This window comes from uncultured Nisaea sp., from assembly GCF_963974195.1.
In the GTDB taxonomy this organism is placed as follows: Bacteria; Pseudomonadota; Alphaproteobacteria; order Thalassobaculales; family Thalassobaculaceae; genus Nisaea.
This window is the reverse complement of sequence record NZ_CAXBDC010000096.1, coordinates 1-17315: the sequence shown is the minus strand read 5'-3', so window position 1 is coordinate 17315 and position 17315 is coordinate 1. Positions and strand designations below refer to the sequence as shown.

The 17315-nt window shown below is 60.5% G+C and carries 18 protein-coding genes; 10 read left to right on the top strand and 8 right to left on the bottom strand.

The annotated features are described in order from the left end of the window. Window positions 1-42 precede the first annotated feature (42 nt). From alaE to AAC126_RS17720, 3 genes are all read right to left on the bottom strand, one after another. On the bottom strand, window positions 43-450 hold the full coding sequence (gene alaE / locus AAC126_RS17730) for an L-alanine exporter AlaE (protein WP_339855782.1): 408 nt from the start codon (window positions 448-450) through the stop codon (window positions 43-45). Between the two features lie 11 nt (window positions 451-461). Beyond that, a complete protein-coding gene (locus tag AAC126_RS17725) occupies window positions 462-1352 on the bottom strand; it encodes a folate-binding protein (protein WP_339855780.1) in 891 nt (296 codons plus the stop codon). Window positions 1353-1435: 83 nt separating this feature from the next. Beyond that, window positions 1436-3877 (bottom strand): FAD-dependent oxidoreductase, encoded by a 2442-nt coding sequence (locus AAC126_RS17720; RefSeq protein WP_339855778.1) that lies wholly within the window; start codon window positions 3875-3877, stop codon window positions 1436-1438. A 282-nt stretch (window positions 3878-4159) separates the two neighbouring features. On the opposite strand from AAC126_RS17720, the gene AAC126_RS17715 reads away from it, so the two are divergent. From AAC126_RS17715 to AAC126_RS17690, 6 genes are all read left to right on the top strand, one after another. Then, on the top strand, window positions 4160-5248 hold the full coding sequence (locus AAC126_RS17715) for an ABC transporter ATP-binding protein (RefSeq protein ID WP_339855776.1): 1089 nt from the start codon (window positions 4160-4162) through the stop codon (window positions 5246-5248). Between the two features lie 111 nt (window positions 5249-5359). Continuing rightward, a complete protein-coding gene (locus tag AAC126_RS17710; RefSeq protein WP_339855774.1) occupies window positions 5360-6430 on the top strand; it encodes an ABC transporter substrate-binding protein in 1071 nt (356 codons plus the stop codon). Between the two features lie 100 nt (window positions 6431-6530). Next, on the top strand, window positions 6531-7793 hold the full coding sequence (locus AAC126_RS17705; RefSeq protein ID WP_339855772.1) for an ABC transporter permease: 1263 nt from the start codon (window positions 6531-6533) through the stop codon (window positions 7791-7793). Window positions 7794-7804: 11 nt separating this feature from the next. Beyond that, window positions 7805-8659 carry an ABC transporter permease gene (locus AAC126_RS17700; protein WP_339855770.1) on the top strand — a complete coding sequence of 285 codons (855 nt, stop codon included), beginning with the start codon at window positions 7805-7807 and terminating at the stop codon, window positions 8657-8659. A gap of 126 nt (window positions 8660-8785) precedes the next feature. Then, window positions 8786-9325 carry a hypothetical protein gene (locus tag AAC126_RS17695; protein WP_339855768.1) on the top strand — a complete coding sequence of 180 codons (540 nt, stop codon included), beginning with the start codon at window positions 8786-8788 and terminating at the stop codon, window positions 9323-9325. A 240-nt stretch (window positions 9326-9565) separates the two neighbouring features. After that, window positions 9566-9973: a hypothetical protein gene (locus AAC126_RS17690; protein ID WP_339855767.1), complete on the top strand. Its 408-nt coding sequence runs from the start codon at window positions 9566-9568 to the stop codon at window positions 9971-9973. Here AAC126_RS17690 and AAC126_RS17685 read toward each other — a convergent pair. The 4 genes from AAC126_RS17685 to pdxH form a co-directional block, all read right to left on the bottom strand. After that, window positions 9948-10688, bottom strand: a complete 741-nt coding sequence (locus tag AAC126_RS17685) for an SDR family oxidoreductase (RefSeq protein WP_339855766.1) — start codon at window positions 10686-10688, stop codon at window positions 9948-9950. The genes AAC126_RS17690 and AAC126_RS17685 overlap by 26 nt on opposite strands. A gap of 74 nt (window positions 10689-10762) precedes the next feature. Further along, the gene (locus AAC126_RS17680) at window positions 10763-11122 is read right to left on the bottom strand and encodes a hypothetical protein (RefSeq protein WP_339855764.1); all 360 of its coding nucleotides are present in this window, start codon (window positions 11120-11122) and stop codon (window positions 10763-10765) included. Window positions 11123-11162: 40 nt separating this feature from the next. Further along, the gene (locus AAC126_RS17675) at window positions 11163-12032 is read right to left on the bottom strand and encodes a universal stress protein (RefSeq protein WP_339855762.1); all 870 of its coding nucleotides are present in this window, start codon (window positions 12030-12032) and stop codon (window positions 11163-11165) included. A gap of 157 nt (window positions 12033-12189) precedes the next feature. Then, window positions 12190-12786 (bottom strand): pyridoxamine 5'-phosphate oxidase, encoded by a 597-nt coding sequence (gene pdxH / locus AAC126_RS17670; RefSeq protein WP_339855761.1) that lies wholly within the window; start codon window positions 12784-12786, stop codon window positions 12190-12192. Between the two features lie 304 nt (window positions 12787-13090). Here pdxH and AAC126_RS17665 point away from each other — a divergent pair, with 304 nt between their 5' ends. Beyond that, window positions 13091-13570, top strand: a complete 480-nt coding sequence (locus AAC126_RS17665; protein ID WP_339855759.1) for an RT0821/Lpp0805 family surface protein — start codon at window positions 13091-13093, stop codon at window positions 13568-13570. An 82-nt stretch (window positions 13571-13652) separates the two neighbouring features. Continuing rightward, complete coding sequence (locus AAC126_RS17660; protein WP_339855757.1) at window positions 13653-14600, top strand: J domain-containing protein; 948 nt, start codon at window positions 13653-13655, stop codon at window positions 14598-14600. A 59-nt stretch (window positions 14601-14659) separates the two neighbouring features. On the opposite strand, the gene AAC126_RS17655 is transcribed toward AAC126_RS17660, so the two are convergent. Beyond that, window positions 14660-15985, bottom strand: coding sequence for a YihY family inner membrane protein (locus AAC126_RS17655; RefSeq protein ID WP_339855755.1), 1326 nt, complete (start codon window positions 15983-15985; stop codon window positions 14660-14662). 180 nt (window positions 15986-16165) lie between these two features. Between AAC126_RS17655 and fabI the strand changes: the two genes are divergently transcribed. Together fabI and AAC126_RS17645 are read left to right on the top strand one after the other, a co-directional pair. Continuing rightward, complete coding sequence (fabI, locus tag AAC126_RS17650) at window positions 16166-16978, top strand: enoyl-ACP reductase FabI (protein WP_339855753.1); 813 nt, start codon at window positions 16166-16168, stop codon at window positions 16976-16978. Window positions 16979-16996: 18 nt separating this feature from the next. Further along, window positions 16997-17315, top strand: a 319-nt coding sequence (locus tag AAC126_RS17645) for a chorismate synthase (protein ID WP_339855751.1), incomplete at its 3' end; no start/stop codon positions are given.

Below are 17315 nucleotides of genomic sequence, written 5' to 3'. Positions count from 1 at the left end.
TGGTGCCGCGCCGCCGCGAATACCGAACCGGATAGAGCGAATTCAGGTGGCGGGCAGTCCGCTCAACCGGCGCGCCAGATCCAGAAACAGCCCAAAGGGCCGACTGGTGGTAATCATCAGAACGATGGCCGAACTGACGGCAGCGAGCACTTCCTCCCGACCGGCACCGGCCACAAGCAGGGTCGCCACATAGATAGGCATCTGGAACATGATGAAGGCGATAATATCGGTAGCGATACGCGAAACCCTCGTACCGGGCCGCAGAAACATGAAAACGCGGTCCCGCCACATCCCGTAGGGACGGCCGGTCAGAACCATGACCGGCACCATGATCGTACGGGCAAGCAGAACCTGCATCGGCTCCATACCGGCAATAACCAGCTCGCTGAACGTCGCAACGGCTGTGAAGAAAAGAACGGATGCCAGCGTATCGACGATGAAAATTTTCATGCCCCGGAGTCTCAGAACGTCGCCCAGTCCGGCTTTTCCGGCAGGAGCGTGCTGCCGCCGGCGCTGAGCACGGCATGTTCCAGATCTTCCAGCACATTCACCCGCAGCATGGCCAGCGCCATGCTCCCGGCACCGGAGCGGATCTCTCCGACCTCCCGGTCATCGCGCATCACGGGCGTTCCCGGCGCGGGCATATCTCCATCGAGGATACGCACCGGCATCAACCGCCGCTTCACCAGACCGCGATACTTGGTCCGGGCGGTCAGCTCCTGGCCCATATAGCAGCCCTTCTTCCAGTCGACCCCGTTCAGCTCGTCGAACCCGGCTTCCAGAAGGATGGTTTTCTCGAGCTGCATGTCCCGGCTGCCATCCGGCACGCCCAGCTTGATGCGGGCGAGATCATAGGCATCGAGCGTGCCTTCGGTCAGACCGGAGGTGGCGATGAAATCCGCCAGCATGTCCGCCCCGATGATCGCACGGGCACCAAGCCCGGCATGGCGCGGGTCGGTGAAAACCGCACCACCGTCGATGACTTTCGCCACCCCGGCCCCATCCCCAAGGTCAAGCGCTTTGGATGCATCTTCTCCGGTCACGGCAAGCACGGTGAAATTCGCACTGACATCCTCGACGGTGACGTCGGAGCGCAACTTGTAGAGCTTCAGCCGCTTCTGGAAATCCGCCAGCCGGTCCGCCTCGCAGTCCAGCAGCAGCGCGCCACCGACTTCGGCAACCATGAAATCGAAGAGATACTTGCCCTGGGCGGTCAGAAAGGCGGCGTGGATCGCGCGCTCCTCCGAGACCTTCTCGACGTCATTCGAGATGAGCCCTTGCAGAAATTTCCGTGCATCCGGCCCAGAGACCGACAATACGCCACGGTTTTTCAGCTCAATATAGTCCGACATCACCCAACCCGGTTCCGGTTAATCCATCAGAAGAGGTGAGCCGAGCGGCGGCCACTGTCAAGCGGCCGCCGCGTAATAGTTGATCAGGCCTTCAGCGCTTCGTTCTCCGGATCATAAGGGCTTTCGGCGACGATCCGGGCCGGGCGGAGCTGGTCCAGTACGCGGACCTGGCATTCGGCGCCGATCACGGCCTTGTCGGTGCGGATATAACCGAGCATCAGCGATTTACCGACAAAGTGGCCATAGCCGCCGGCGGTGCCCCGGCCGACCACCTCGCCATCCATGAAGACCGGCTCATTGCCGAAGGGATCGGCATCGTCCGCGTCGATCTCGATGGTGCAGTAGGTGTTGGGGATGCCCTCTTCCTGCTGCCGCACCAGCGCATCGCGGCCGGTGAACTCGCCCTTGTTGAGGCGGACGAAGCGCTTCAGCCCGGCTTCGAGGATCGTATTCTCGGCATTGAGGTCCGTGCCCCAGAGACGGTAGGTCTTCTCCAGCCGCATCGAGTCCATGGCCCGCATGCCGACGAGACCGATATCGAACTCCTTGCCGGCCTCCATGATCGCATCGAACAGATGCTGCTGATACTCGATCGGGTGATGCAGCTCCCAGCCGAGCGAGCCGACGAAATTCACGCGCAGGGCACGCACCTTCGGGCAATAGCCGACCGGAATTTCCTGCATGGTGAGCCACGGGAAAGCCTCGTTGGAGACATCCGCGTCGGCCAGCTTTTCCAGCACCTTGCGGGAGTCGGGACCGGCCAGCACGAAGACGCCGTACTGGGTCGTGATGTCCTTCAGGAAGACCGAGCCGTCACGCGGCAGCTTCTTCTGCAGAAAATCGAGATCGTAATCGTGACCGGCGCCCGGGCCGATGACGAAGAAACGCTCGCCATAGAAACTGTCCGGCATCCTTGTGATGGTGAATTCCGAGCGGATCGAGCCCGACGGGTTCAGCGCATGGCAGAGATTGATCCGGCCGATGCCTTTCGGAATGGAGTTGGCGACCATGCCGTCCAGCCATTCCCGGGCGCCCGGTCCCTCGACCTCATATTTGGCGAAGGAGGACAGCTCCAGCAGACCGACGCGCTCGCGCATGGTCCGGACTTCGTTGCCCACATGCTCGAACCAGTTGGAACGGCGATAGGAATAGATGTCCTTGCGCTCCACGCCCTTCGGCGCGAACCAGTTCGGACGCTCCCAGCCGAAGCGCGCGCCCCAGACAGCCCCGGCCTCGTCCAGGCTCTTGTGTACCGGAACGGTCTTGGCCGGACGGCCCGCCTCGCGCTCTTCCATCGGGAAGTGATTGAAGAAGACGTGCTCGTAGGCTTCCTCGTTCTTGATTTTGGCGAAGTTCTTGGAGACGACACCGAAACGGCGCGGATCGACGCCGATCATGTCGACCGACGGCTCCCCGTCGACGATCCAGTTGGCAAGCTGCCAGCCGGCACCACCGGCCGCGGTGACACCGAAGCTGTGGCCTTCCGAGATCCAGAAATTCTCCAGACCGAAGGCCGGGCCGACCATTGGATTTCCGTCCGGCGTATAGGAGATCGGGCCGTTCACGATGTCCTTGATGCCGGCATTCTCGAAGGAGGGCACGCGGGCCATGCAGGCCTCGACATGCGGCATCAGGCGTTCGAGGTCGCCCGGGAAAAGATCCTTCTCGAAGCTCGAGGGTACGCCGTCAACGAAGCAGGCGGGCGCATGGCGCTCATAGGGGCCGAGGATCCAGCCGTGGCGCTCTTCGCGGAAATAATATTGTGAGTCGGATTCACGCAAAACCGGCAGCTCGTGATTTCCGGCTTCGCGGTATTCCTTCAGGGTCGGATCGATATCCGTGACAATATATTGGTGCTCGACCGGGATCGCGGGGATTTCGAGGCCGACCATCTTCGCCGTGGTGCGGGCATAGTTACCGGTCGCGCAGATCACATGCTCGCAGCGGATATCGCCCTTGTCGGTCTTGACGATCCATTCACTGTTCTCGCGCTCGATACTGTTGACCTGGGTCTGCTGATAGATCTCCGCGCCATGCATCCGCGCGCCCTTGGCCAGCGCCATGGTCAAATCGACCGGCGCGATATGGCCGTCGGACGGATGCCAGAGTGCGCCGACAAGATCGTCCGTCGTCGCCAGCGGCCAGAGCTTCTTGATCTCGTCGACACCGATCAGGTGCGCCTCGACACCGATGGTCTCGGCCGTGCACTGATAGTTCCGGTATTCGTCCATGCGTTCCCGGTTGGTGGCGAGGCGCAGGTTGCCGGTCTGGTGGAAGCTGACGGCCTGACCGGTCTCTTCCTCGAGCGTCTTGTAAAGTTCGACCGAGTACTGGTGCAGCTGGCCGACGCTGTAGCTCATGTTGAAGAGCGGCAGCAGGCCGGCCGCATGCCAGGTCGAGCCAGCGGTCAGCTCCGTCCGCTCCAGGAGCACCACATCGCTCCAACCCTTTTTGGCGAGATGGTAAAGGGTGCTGACCCCGACCACGCCACCGCCGATCACCACTGCCCGTGCCTGCGTCTTCATTTGCCCATATCCCCGTTAGCCGGCCTGCCGGCTGAATTTCGTTGCCCGAGCAGTGATTGCACCATTTTAACGAGTGCAATTCACGAAAAGCGACCGGGTGATGTCGGATTCGGAACGTTGGGAATCCCTACAATTTGGCGGATTGCGTCCATATTGACGCGAGCGCTTTGACAAGTGGGAACGAGCGTGTTTAGGGTTGTTGCCAGATCGTGAAAACACGACAGCAAGCCGGTCTGCGAGAGGAACGCGCGACCGCAAGGGCAGAACAGGGGCGCAAAATCAATGGCAAACGGCAACCAGCCGTTCGTTCAGTTTAAGAACGTTCAAAAGACCTATGACGGTGAGATTCTTGTCGTCAAAGACCTCAACCTGGATATCGAGAACGGCGAGTTCCTGACCATGTTGGGCCCGTCCGGTTCCGGGAAAACAACCTGCCTGATGATGCTGGCGGGTTTCGAAACACCGACCCAGGGTCAGATACTGCTCGGCGGCACGGAACTCAACAATGTCCCGCCGCACAAGCGCGGCATTGGCATGGTGTTCCAGAACTACGCACTGTTCCCCCATATGAGCGTCGCCGAAAACCTCGCCTTCCCGCTTGAGGTTCGGAAATTGTCGAAAGCCGAGACCGAGCAGAAGGTCAACCGGGCACTCGACATGGTCGAACTCGGCGCTTTTGGCGACCGGCGCCCGGCACAGCTTTCCGGTGGTCAGCAGCAACGTGTGGCCCTGGCCCGCGCCCTCGTCTTCGAGCCCGATCTGGTGCTGATGGATGAGCCTCTCGGCGCGCTCGACAAGAATCTGCGTGAGCAGATGCAGTATGAGATCAAGCACATCCACGAAAATCTCGGCATGTCCGTCGTCTATGTGACGCACGATCAGTCCGAAGCGCTGACCATGTCGGATCGTATTGCGGTCTTCAACGACGGCAAGATCCAGCAGCTCGCGAAACCGGCCGATCTTTACGAACGCCCGGAAAACGCTTTCGTGGCCCAGTTCATCGGCGAGAACAACCGGCTCTCAGGCAAGGTTACTGCCGTTAACGGCACCGGGTGCACGGTGGAAGTCGCCGGCAATGCGGTGCAATCCCTCAAGGTGAATATCGCGGGCAAGGGCGAGACATCGACATTGTCGATCAGGCCGGAGCGGGTACAGCTCGCGCCGGAGCCGGGATCCCTGCCGAATATCTTCGACGCCAAGGTGCTGGAGCTGATTTATCTCGGCGACCACATCCGGTGCCGGATGGCCTGTTGTGGCGATGACGAGTTCATCGTCAAGGTCCCCAATACCCATAAGCATACCTCGATCGCCAAAGGCGACGATGTACGCGTGGGTTGGGAAATCGACGATTGCCGAGCACTGGACGCCTAAACGCGTCCAGCGAACGGAAAAAGGAAGCCGGTCCCCCCATCCGGTTTTTTATAAGCGGCACTGCCGCGAACAATTCCAGGGGTCAATCCGAAACAGGGAGTTCTTCGCAAAATGAACGCTGTTAAACCATCCAGGCTTCTGATCGCGGCCCTTGCCGCCATCGGCCTGTCCACGGCAGCACAGGCTGCCGACACCATCACTGTTGTTTCCTGGGGCGGTTCCTACACCACCAGCCAGGTTGAGGCATACCACAAGCCGTGGATCGCCAAGACCGGTAACCAGATCAACTCCGAAGACTATAACGGCGGCCTCGCGGAAATCCGTGCACAGGTTGAAGCCGGTAACGTCACCTGGGATCTGGTCGACGTCGAATTGGCCGACGCGGTGCGCGGCTGTGACGAAGGCATTCTCGAGCCGCTTCCGCTGGACGAGCTTCCGGCCGGTGCCGACGGCACCCCGGCGAAAGACGACTTCATTGCCGGCACCCTGCATGAGTGCGCGGTCGGTGAAATCGTCTGGTCCACCGTCTATGCCTACGACACCACCAAAGTCGCGGCCAAGCCGGCTTCCATCGCCGACTTCTTCGACCTGAAGAAAATCCCGGGCAAACGCGGCCTGCGCAAGACCGCGAAGGTGAACCTGGAATGGGCCCTGATGGCGGACGGCGTTCCGGCCGACAAGGTTTATGAAACCCTCGCCACTCCGGAAGGCGTCGATCAGGCTTTCGCCAAGCTCGACACCATCAAGAACGACGTTGTCTGGTGGGAAGCTGGCGCTCAGCCGCCGCAGCTCCTGGCCGACGGCGAAGTGGTCATGACCAGTGCCTATAACGGCCGCCTGTTCAACGCGATCGTGAACGAGAAAAAGCCGTTCGACATCATCTGGGACGGCCAGGTCTGGGACATCGATCTCTGGGTCATGCCGAAGGGTTCCAAGAACAAGGAAGCCGCGCTGGACTTCATCAAGTTCTCCACGGACACCCAGCGTCTTGCCGATCAGGCGAAGTACATCTCCTACGGTCCGGTCCGGAAATCTTCCTTCGCGAAGGTTGCTCCGGAAATGCAGCCGCACATGCCGACTGCTCCGGCCAACTTCAAGAACCCGCTGCAGAACGACTTCGGGTTCTGGGCTGACTATGGCGACGAGCTGAACGAGCGTTTCAACGCCTGGCTCGCCGGCTAACAGACTTCCGGTCGGGGGCGGCATACGCGCCGCCCCCGACCGATCCTCAACCCCGGGCTCCGGGCTGTGGTTGAGGATCGGTTTGGAAGGATCTGGGAATATGGCGGCAATCACCGAAAATGACGGCCTGATGCGCGCGGCGGACGGTACGCCGCTGAAGCAAGCGCTCGCACGGGCCACACGCATGAACAAGATGCGTGCGTTCCTGCTGACCACACCATTGCTTGCCTTCATCTTGGTGACCTTCATCCTGCCCATCGGCATGATGCTGTTCCGCAGTGTCGACACCCCGGAAGTCTCCGAAGCCTTTCCGAAGACCATCGCCATCCTGAAAGACTGGGACGGTACCGGCACACCAAGCGAAGAGGTCTATGCCTCGCTCTCGGCCGAGATGTCGGACCCGGAAAACCGTTTCAAACTCGGCAAGGCCGGCACCCGGCTGAATTATATAGAGAGCGGATTCCGCTCCCTGATGAACCGGACGGTCCGCCGGATAAAGCGTGTCGAAGCGGCGCCCTACAAGGACGCTCTCATCCAGATCGACAAGCGCTGGGGTGAAACCGATACCTGGAAGACCATCCGGCTCGCCGGAGAACCCTATACCTACCGCGCCTATCTGAACGCCCTCGACCTGACCCAGGCCCCGAGTGGCGAGATTGTCGCGCAGCCCGAAATCAAGCAGATCTACGTGACCCTGTTCGAGCGCACGATCTGGGTTTCACTCGGCGTCACCCTGGCCTGTATCCTGCTTGCCTATCCGATCTCCTACCTGCTCGCGACCCTGCCTTCCGGCACCAGCAACCTGCTGATGATCTTTGTGCTCTTGCCGTTCTGGACATCGCTTCTGGTGCGGACAACATCCTGGATCGTGCTGCTGCAGACCAACGGCGTGATAAACGACATTCTGGTATCGCTCGGGCTCGTGGGGACCGATGACCGTATCCAGATGATCTACAACATGACCGGCACCTTTATCGCCATGTCGCACATCCTGCTGCCGTTCATGGTTCTGCCGCTCTATTCGGTGATGAAGACGATCCCGAAAGACCACATGCGGGCGGCCCGGTCGCTCGGCGCCAACCCGATGATCGCCTTTATGCGGATCTACATGCCGCAGACGGTGCCGGGCGTGGGCGCGGGCTCGATCCTCGTCTTCATTCTGGCCATCGGCTACTACATCACGCCGGCCCTGGTCGGCGGCCAGGATGGCCAGCTGATCAGTAACATCATCGAATATCACATGAAGAAATCGCTGAACTGGAGCCTCGCGGCAGCGCTCGGCGGCATTCTGCTCGCTGGCGTGCTCGCCCTCTACTGGCTCTATAACCGCATCGTCGGCATCAACAACATGAAGCTCGGTTAAGGAGAAAGACCATGGCAGCCCTTCCCTCCTACGCCGGCCCGCTCGAGCGCTTCTGGTATTATGCCTACCGCGTTCTGTGCGGTTCGATCTTCCTGTTCCTGATCGCCCCGATCATCGTGATGATCCCGCTATCCTTCAATGCGGAGCCCTATTTCACCTTCACGCCGGAAATGCTGGCCTTCAAGCCGGAAGCATTCTCGATGCGCTGGTATCAGGACATCCTGGATAACGAGCAGTGGCTGCATTCGATGAAGAACAGCTTCATCGTCGGCACGGCGGCAACACTTCTGGCGACCTCTCTCGGCACCGTCGCCGCGCTTGGCCTGTCCCGGGCAGACATGCCCTACCGGACCCTGATCATGGGGCTCCTGCTCTCGCCGATGATCGTGCCGCTGATCATCACCGCGGCCGGCCTGTTCTTCTTCTATTCCTGGATCGGCCTGGCCCAGACCTATACCGGCCTTATCCTGGCCCATACGGCCCTCGGCACGCCTTTCGTGGTGATCACGGTGACGGCAACGCTCTCGGGCTTTGACCGAAACCTGATCCGGGCTTCAGCCAGCCTCGGCGCCACCCCGCAGCGCACCTTCTTCAAGGTGATCCTGCCGCTGATTTCTCCCGGCGTGATCTCCGGCGGCCTGTTCGCCTTCGTCACCTCCTTCGACGAGGTTGTGGTCGCCCTGTTCCTGGCCGGGTTCGAGCAGCGCACGGTGCCCCGGCAGATGTGGGCCGGTATCCGCGAGCAGATCAGTCCGACGATCCTTGCCGTCGCCACCATCCTGGTCGGCATCTCGATCCTGCTGCTGGCCACCATGGAAGTCCTGCGCCGCCGTTCCGAGCGCCTGCGCGGCCTCAGCCCGAACTGATTTCAGTATTTTGTATTCCGGGGGCTCATTTTGCATGAGCCCCCTTTACATCTGCGGCATATGGTCCCATTTTAAGAATGGTTCGCAAAAAAGCCTGCGAGACTGAAAACATCTGCGAGACGATGAATGTACCGCGATAATTCACTGATCCCGAAGGAAGCTATCCGCATGGCCGCGCTTGGCGCGCTGTCGGCAGGCCCCCGGCCTTATGCGGATATTGCCGGTGAAGTCCGCCAGTTCGCGGCACGCATCGTCGGTCCCTCTCTCGATTTGCTCGGCAGCTCCATCGAATTGCTGAAATTCGAGGGACTGATCGCTCCTGTCTCCGGAGAGGGGTTTGAGGATAATGCCGAACTTCACCTGACCGATGCAGGCTGGGCGGCACTCAAGGATTACCTGACCGCAACGGTACGGCCCGGCGCGAACGACCTGAACAAGCTTGTCATCGGGCTGAAGCTCCGCTTCCTGCATCTGCTCGGGAAGGAAGACCAGGTCGAGCAGATTGATAATCTGCGGGGGCTCTTCCAGGGCGAACATGCCCGCCTGTTCGATCTCCTCACCCATGAAGAATGGCAGCAAGGCCATCTGCGGGCCTGGATCGAAATGGAAATCGCCCAGGTCGCGGATCGCATTGCCTGGTGCGACCGCATCGTCTCCGAGCTCTAGCCCAGACCTTTCTCTGCGAACGCAACTCTGTCTGCTGGCCTAAGTGGGCTGGTGCTTATGCGGGCCTGCGGCCTACAGATTTCGCCGGGTGAATAAGAATAGACCTTCATCATGAGCAATGAGAGCGGTCTCCACATATTGCTCATCATTTATTTTTAATTTTATATATTTTTTAACATTTACATCTCACACTGCGAATCCTGACCGAACCCAGCTTCACGCTGAAGGAAGGATCGCTCGATGATGATGGCCTTTTTCAGACCGCGCACGGCCCCGGCTCCTCCGGCAAACGGCCTGGCAACGATGGTCGATCTTCGGCCACGCGGCGATTCATATGTCCGCATAGGCCGGAGCGATTACCCGATAAACTGCTGGTCTCCCGCCGGCTTCACCCTCGCTCCCTATACCGGCTCCCTGATCAGCCGTCAGAAAGCGCGGGTGAGCATGCTGGTACGAGACATCCATGATCCCGACGGCCCATTGACCATCGATGGCGAGGTCATTGTCGACGTCGCAGAGAACGGAATTCTGTCCGCCCGCTGGACCGGCCTGCCCAAATACAAGCTTGCCACAATGACGGACTATTATGAGGGTAAGCGGTCGCTCCAGTCGAACAGCCGCCTCAGAACATGTGCTGCCCGCCGGTAACGAAGATTTCCGTCCCGGTCACATAGCTGGAATCTTCCGAGCACAGGTAATGGATCGTCGAGGCCACGTCTTTCGGCGTGCCCATCCGGTTCAGCGGAATGCGCGGGATCAGCATCTCGTATTCCGGAGACAGCATCGCCGTCTCGATCTCGCCCGGCGCCACCGCGTTGACGCGCACCCCAAGCTCGGCGAACTCGTTCGCCATCTCCCGTGTGAGCGAAGATAAAGCCGCCTTCGACGTGCTGTAGGCGGAGCCGGCGAAGGGGTGAATGAAATGGCCTGCAATCGAGGTGATGTTGACGATCGCCCCGTTCCCCCTGTGCAGGGCCGCCGCAAACCCGCGGGCAAGCCGTAAGGGCGCGAAGAAATTCACCTCGAACACCTGCCGCCACTCATCCAGATCCCCGTTCAGACAACCGAGACGTTCCTTGAACGGTGTCTTCGGCGACCAGCCCGCATTGTTCACCAGGGCGTGCAGCGGTCTCTGCCCAAGCAGCTCGTTCGCTTCCTCGATGAAATTGTCGAGGCTGTCCGAGTCCGTCAGGTCGGCGGTGATATGATGGCTCCAGTTCGGATCGCGCCGGCACTCATCCGGCGGCGCATCGCGCGAACAGGTGATGATTTCCCAATTCCGTTCGCTGAAGAAACGGACCGTGGCATGGCCGATGCCCCGGCTTGCGCCGGTCAGCAGCATGGTTTTCTGAATCGTGCTCATGGCGCCGGAGTGTAAGCAAATACGGCGGCCCAAGAAAGGCCGCCGCATGCATCAATTACGTTTGTCACCGAAGCTTATTTAACGGCAACAACCTGGAAGGTTCTCTGCACCCCGTCATGCTCGGTAATGGAGACATATTCTCCCTCGACGAAGTGATGCCGGTCGAACTTGAAGATCGCCTCGTCATCTTCATCGCCTTCCGAATAATCGAACAGCCAGCGGCGGCCACGGGTGTGAACCAGATGACCGTTCTCGTCCGGCTCGCCCTGCCAGAAACGACGCACGGTGCAGTCACTCTTGACCTTCTGCCACGCGTCGAGATCAAGACTGCCATCGGCCGTCAGCGGCGCTTTGAATTCATAGCCGTAGTTGGCACTACCTTCCGGGAAATCCGGATTTCTCGCCAACTCAAGGCGAATGGTACGCACACTCACGAGACTCACTCCTTTATTCAAACGGATGTGGCCGGAAAGCTCAGTGAGCCATCAGAACCGGAATCCGTGTCGCAGTCAAAATATCGTCGGTCACGCCGCCGAAGATCGATTCCCGGAGCCTGCTGTGGCTGTAGGCGCCAAGGACCAGCAATTGGGTATCCGCTTCCCGCGCTTCGGCCTGAAGCCGGCCGGAGATGCTGCCCGAGGACGCATCGAAGGATTTTGCCTGTGCCTTCACTCCGTGCCAGAGCAGGGAGTCCACGAACGTACCCAGATGCTCCTCTGTCAGATCGTCATCGATCCCCGACATCACAAGCACTTTGTCCGCGGTTTCCAGCAGGGGCATGGCATGCGCGACAGCGGAGGCGGCTTCCTTCGAGGCATTCCAGCCGACGGCAACACCGCTGATTTTCGGCATGGTTACGTCGTGCGGCACCACCAGCGTGGCCTTGCCGCTCTGCAGCATCGCCGCCTCGGCGACCGCCATGGCATCGTTGCTTTCACGATCCGCCGGCGCGACCACGCAGATCACATCCACCATCCGGGAACGGCGGGCAACGATCGTAGCCGGTTCTCCCACCAGGGTTTCGAAGGAGACCGTGACGCCTTTCGTTGCGGCCGGTTGCTGGACAACCGGAAGATCATTGGCTTCGCGCCAGCGGTCGAATGCAGAGAGCGATGCAGCCTGCGCCTCGTTCGCTGCATTCTCCGCCTGCTCGATCAGGCCTTCAATCATGGACGCGCTCATGCCCATGCCGACCTGCGGAATCAGAACATCCCGCGGCTCGCGGTGAATATGCGCGACAAAGATGTGGGCGCCATGCGGCTCGGCGATGGCACGGGCCGCGTTCAGGATCGCCGTGTCGGCATCGTTGCCGAGCACAGGCGCAAGGACCGTTTTCAGGGACATGATTCCACCTCGGGGTTAATGTAACTGATGCATTAACCCTACGCGGGGCAAAAAGGTTCCCACATTGACCTAAGTCAAATCTCCGAAGAACGGTCCTCTAAATCGTATATGTCGGGCAAAAAGCGCAGCCCGCGCTGGTGTTTCCGGGGCCTGTCGCTCAGGGATAAAGACGGTCCACGGACCAGGCTTCACTTTCGCCCGCACGGCTGAAGCGGAACCGGTCATGCAGGCGGAACTCTCCATCCTGCCAGAACTCGATGGCAAGCGGCGTCAGGCGCCATCCCGACCAGTATGGCGGGCGGGGAACCGTCTCGCCGGGATATGAACGGTTGGCGTTCTCGACCGCCGCCATCAGGGCCGGACGGTCAGCCAGCGGACGCGATTGCTGCGATGCCCAGGCGCCGACGCGGCTGCCACGCGGCCGGGAATTGAAATAGCCATCCGCCTCTTCGTCCGTCACCCGCGCCACCGGTCCGGTCACACGCACCTGCCGGCGCACCGACTTCCAGTGAAAACACAAGGCCACGAAAGGGTTGACCGCGATCTCCCGTCCTTTCTGGCTTTCCATGTTGGAATAGAAGACGAATCCCTGCTCGTCGAATCCTTTCAGCAGCAGGATCCGCGCTGACGGCCGCCCATCCGCATCGGCTGTCGCCACGGTCATGGCATTGGGGTCGTTCGGCTCCGTTTCGGAAGCCTCCCGAAGCCAGCCTTCGAAGAGTTCAAAAGGATTCTCTGTATCGGGCTCAAACATGGCCGCACCTCAATGTGAAGATGGCAAATCGCACAGAAACGCACCTTCGATCTTTTTATTGCCTTATTGATCACTAATTAAGGATCGAAGATTACTTATCACTAGCGAGCAGCAGCATGCCCTGTCCAGCGCCGTAAGGTCGCAGACGCCGTAAGGCCCACTCAGGGATGCCGCGCAGCATGTGAACACGACATGTGAGCATTGCCGGGAACATTTTCGCATCACGGCCGTTATGCGTATGCGACGGATTTTACGGCCCCGCACGTTATCGCTACGGGCCGATATAAATTGAAGGGGACTACAAATGAAAACTCCTGCCGTACTTGTCGTCATAGCCGCCCTGGCACTCGGGGCCTGCGCGAACAATGGACAGCAGCTTGGAACCAAGCAGACCGCGGGCGGTCTGTTCGGTGCTGTCGGTGGTGCCGTTGCCGGCTCCCAGATCGGTGGCGGCAAGGGCAAACTCGCGGCGGTTGCCATCGGCACCCTGCTCGGCGCCTTCGTCGGCAGCGAGATCGGCAAGTCCCTCGACAATGCCGATAAAGCCGCGATGGCCCAGACCACCCAGAATGCACTGGAAACCCAGCAGGTCGGTACGACCTCGACCTGGCACAACCCGGACAGCGGTCACTCCGGCACGGTTACGCCGACGAGCACCTATCAGGCCCCGTCCGGAGAATATTGCCGGGAATATTCCCAGACGGTGAATATCGGCGGACAGACCGAAGAAGCCTACGGCACCGCCTGCCGTCAGCCGGACGGCACCTGGAAAATCAAGAACTAGGCAGCGGCCTTCCGCTCTGTAATGATCGGGCCGGACGGATTTTTGCCTCCGGTCCGATTGTTTTTCCATATACTCCCGTGCCATGAGCGATCCTTACAAGATATTGGGCGTAAAGCCCGACTCCACCCAGGACGAGATCAAGAAAGCGTACCGTACGCTTGCGAAGAAGCTGCATCCGGATCTCAATCCCGGAAACACCAAGATCGAGCAGCAATTCAAGGAAGTCACGGCGGCCTACGATCTCCTGTCGGACGAGAAAAAGCGCGCCAAGTACGATCGTGGCGGCATGAATACCGGCGCGGGTGCAGGCAGCGGCCCCTCGGCGAAAGCCTCCAGCGGTTTCTGGAAAGCCTGGACATCGGCCCGCAAGAAGCAGTCCGGCGGCTTCTCCGACATATTCGATGACGAAGATGCCGACATGTTCGACGACATCCTGCGCCGGCACGGGCAGGGTGGCGGTGGTTCAGGCCAGGGCGGCAGCGCCTATACGGTCGGCCCGGACGTCAATTACAAGCTGAAGGTGAGCTTCGTCGAAGCGGCCGGCGGTGGCACCAAGCGCGTCACGCTGTCCGACGGCAAGACACTCGACCTGAAAATCCCGCCGGCAACGGAAAGCGGCAAGACACTCCGCCTGAAGGGCCAGGGCCGAAAGGGCAGCAACAGCGGTCCCGCAGGCGATGCCTTCGTCGAGATCACCGTGGAGCCGCACGACTATTTCCACCGGGACGGTCAGAACATCAAAGTGGAGATGCCGGTCACGCTTTATGAAGCAGTGCTCGGCGGCACCATCACCGTGCCGACGGTCCAGGGTAATGTCTCCCTGAAAATCCCTCCGAAATCGAACACCGGTTCAACCCTGCGCCTGAAGGGCAAGGGTATTCCGGCCGTGGGCGGAAAACCTGCGGGAGACCAGCTTGTGACGCTGAAAGTGGTTCTGCCGGAGAGCGAGGATCCCGATCTGATCAAGCTGATGCAGAAATGGGCCGAGGAAAAAGGCTACAACCCGCGCCACAAGATGCGCTTCAGCTAACCACTGGAGCGGGAGCGGGGCGTATGGTTTCCATCAAATACGTCCGCCAAATACGTCCGCTATTTCGCGGCCTCCGGTAAGTCGGGCAGCTCTCTCACGCCGCCTCTCTCGCCAGTGAGGCCAGCAAGAACATCCGCGGCCGGACGGGACAGGGTGTCCCGCTCGGCTTTCGACAGGGCGTCCAAAACCGTTGTAATGGAGGCTGGATCCTCGCTCTCGACCGGCTCCAGCTCTTCAATCGCGCAACCAATCCCCTGATAGAGATCATAGAGACTGTACCGGGCCGGATCGCGCGCCAGGACGAAGCGCCCGTCATCGGTTCGCGCGACGAACTCGGCGGCGAGCAGTCGTTCCAGAACCTGGGCAACCGCATCCGCCGATGCCACGTCATCCATTGCCGCCTGCTGCACGGGTCCCGCCTGCTCCCGGATGGCGGCGAGGGTCGACAGCGCGACGGAAAATTTCCGGGCCGGGCCAAGAACCGGCTCCGCATCCATGTCGCGGGAATGCCACCAGTCGGGGAACGACGCGGCGAACACCGCGCCCAGCAGGATCACCGTCCAGGAAAAATAGACCCAGACCAGAAAGATCGGAATGACCGCCATAGCGCCATAGATCGTCTGGTAGGTCGGGAAGGCGACCAGATACCAGCCGAACCCGAGCTTCAGGATTTCGAACGCAATACCGGACAGACAGCCGCCGATCAGCGCATCCCGCCAGGCGACAGTGCGGTTCGGCACGATCATGAACAGCAGCGTGAAGCCGACGCTCTGCAGCACGGCCGCGATCACATGGTCCCGCACCACCCCGCCAACATTGAGCGTTTCCGCATCCAGCCCGGCATCGGTCCAGGTCTGGCGCAACACGCTGAACGCATCGCTGGTGGTGGTCAGGGTCAGCCCGATCAGAATCGGCCCGAGAGACAGCACCGCCCAGAAGATCAGGAACCGGATCAGAAAATGCCGGTGCCGTTCCACATGCCAGATTGCATTGAAGGTCGATTCGATGGTCGCCAGCAGCAGGATCGCGGAAACGGAAAGCCCGATGATGCCCGCCGCCCCGAGCTGCGATGCGTTCCGCATGAAGCTGTTCAGATAGGTCCGGACGGGTCCCGCGATTTCCGGCACCAGATTTTCGAAGATCGTCGCCTCGATGGCGGTTCTGGCCGCCTCGAACGCCGGGAAAGCGGTGAAAACCGCGAAGCCGATGGCCAGCAATGGCACCAGCGCCAGCAAGGTCGTATAGGTCAGCGCCGCTGCGGACTGCATGCCCCGGCCACGATAGAACCGTTTCAGCGCGAAGCCGATATATTCGGCCAGCTCGGTTACGACGGCGGCGGCGGCGAGGGTTTTCCAGCGATCCAGCCGGTTGGCTTTTTTGCTCATCTTGTCAGCCTATCACGAATGCCTGTAGAAGAGCGCGCGCCCGCTCCGCAAAAGGATCGCCTCACGGTAGTTTCCGCGGCCTCCCGGTCGCCGCATGCAGTTTGCCGCACGCGGCCTTTAGTGTAGGATCGCGCGAATCATGTGTAATATTTTACGACAACCTGCGTCGAGAGGCATCGAATGACTGAACCGAGCCCGATCATGAGTGGCAAAAAGGGCCTTGTCATGGGGGTCGCGAACGACCGCTCCATCGCCTGGGGTATCGCGAAAGCAGTTGCCGCACAGGGCGCAGAGGTTGCGTTCACCTTCCAGGGCGAGGCACTGCAGAAGCGGGTTGAACCGCTGGCCGCGCAGCTTGGCTCCAATATGGTGCTGCCCTGCGATGTCACCGATGACGCAAGCGTCACCAAGACCTTCGAGACGATCCGCGAAAAGTGGGGCAAGCTCGACTTCCTGGTGCATGCCATTGCCTATTCGGACAAGGACGAGCTGAAGGGCAAATACGTCAACACGACGCGGGACAACTTCCTGAAGACGCTGGATATCTCCTGCTATTCCTTCACCCGGATCGCGAAAGAAGCGGCCGAGCTGATGACGGATGGCGGGTCCCTGGTGACACTGAGCTATTACGGCGCCGAAAAGGTGATGCCGCATTACAACGTCATGGGCGTCGCCAAGGCCGCGCTGGAAGCCAGCATCCGTTATCTCGCCACCGATCTTGGCGGCGACAATATCCGGGTCAACGGCCTCTCCGCCGGACCGATGAAGACGCTTGCCGCCTCCGGCATCGGCGACTTCCGCTATATCCTGAAATGGAACCAGTACAACTCGCCGCTGCGCCGGAACGTGACGCTGGAAGATGTCGGCGGCGCCGGCATGTATCTGCTGAGCGACCTGTCCAGCGGTGTCACCGGCGAAGTGCATCATGTCGATTGCGGTTACAACATCGTCGGCATGAAGGCGGTGGACGCGCCCGACATCTCCACGGTCTGACCCGGATAGCGAAAATACATGGCCAGCAATTCCTTCGGTGAGGTTTTCCGCTTCTCGACATGGGGCGAAAGCCACGGCCCCGCCATCGGCTGCGTAGTCGATGGCGTGCCGCCGCGCCTGCCCGTCTCCGAGACGGACATCCAGTTCTATCTGGACCGGCGCAAACCCGGGCAGAACCGTTTCACGACACAGCGCCAGGAGCCGGATCAGGTGAAGATCCTGTCCGGTGTGTTCGAGGGCCAGACCACCGGCACCCCGATCGGTCTGATGATCGAGAACACGGACCAGCGCTCGAAGGATTACGGGGACATCATGAGCCGGTTCCGGCCGGGTCATG

What these genes read in the sequence shown, in the direction of transcription:
- alaE (WP_339855782.1), bottom strand. Translation starts at nt 450, where the DNA reads ATGAAAATTTTCATCGTCGATACGCTGGCATCCGTTCTTTTCTTCACA.
- AAC126_RS17705 (WP_339855772.1), top strand. Translation starts at nt 6,531, where the DNA reads ATGGCGGCAATCACCGAAAATGACGGCCTGATGCGCGCGGCGGACGGT.
- AAC126_RS17715 (WP_339855776.1), top strand. Translation starts at nt 4,160, where the DNA reads ATGGCAAACGGCAACCAGCCGTTCGTTCAGTTTAAGAACGTTCAAAAG.
- fabI (WP_339855753.1), top strand. Translation starts at nt 16,166, where the DNA reads ATGACTGAACCGAGCCCGATCATGAGTGGCAAAAAGGGCCTTGTCATG.
- AAC126_RS17695 (WP_339855768.1), top strand. Translation starts at nt 8,786, where the DNA reads ATGTACCGCGATAATTCACTGATCCCGAAGGAAGCTATCCGCATGGCC.
- AAC126_RS17660 (WP_339855757.1), top strand. Translation starts at nt 13,653, where the DNA reads ATGAGCGATCCTTACAAGATATTGGGCGTAAAGCCCGACTCCACCCAG.
- AAC126_RS17675 (WP_339855762.1), bottom strand. Translation starts at nt 12,032, where the DNA reads ATGTCCCTGAAAACGGTCCTTGCGCCTGTGCTCGGCAACGATGCCGAC.
- AAC126_RS17720 (WP_339855778.1), bottom strand. Translation starts at nt 3,877, where the DNA reads ATGAAGACGCAGGCACGGGCAGTGGTGATCGGCGGTGGCGTGGTCGGG.
- AAC126_RS17655 (WP_339855755.1), bottom strand. Translation starts at nt 15,985, where the DNA reads ATGAGCAAAAAAGCCAACCGGCTGGATCGCTGGAAAACCCTCGCCGCC.
- pdxH (WP_339855761.1), bottom strand. Translation starts at nt 12,786, where the DNA reads ATGTTTGAGCCCGATACAGAGAATCCTTTTGAACTCTTCGAAGGCTGG.
- AAC126_RS17700 (WP_339855770.1), top strand. Translation starts at nt 7,805, where the DNA reads ATGGCAGCCCTTCCCTCCTACGCCGGCCCGCTCGAGCGCTTCTGGTAT.
- AAC126_RS17665 (WP_339855759.1), top strand. Translation starts at nt 13,091, where the DNA reads ATGAAAACTCCTGCCGTACTTGTCGTCATAGCCGCCCTGGCACTCGGG.
- AAC126_RS17685 (WP_339855766.1), bottom strand. Translation starts at nt 10,688, where the DNA reads ATGAGCACGATTCAGAAAACCATGCTGCTGACCGGCGCAAGCCGGGGC.
- AAC126_RS17710 (WP_339855774.1), top strand. Translation starts at nt 5,360, where the DNA reads ATGAACGCTGTTAAACCATCCAGGCTTCTGATCGCGGCCCTTGCCGCC.
- AAC126_RS17725 (WP_339855780.1), bottom strand. Translation starts at nt 1,352, where the DNA reads ATGTCGGACTATATTGAGCTGAAAAACCGTGGCGTATTGTCGGTCTCT.
- AAC126_RS17690 (WP_339855767.1), top strand. Translation starts at nt 9,566, where the DNA reads ATGATGATGGCCTTTTTCAGACCGCGCACGGCCCCGGCTCCTCCGGCA.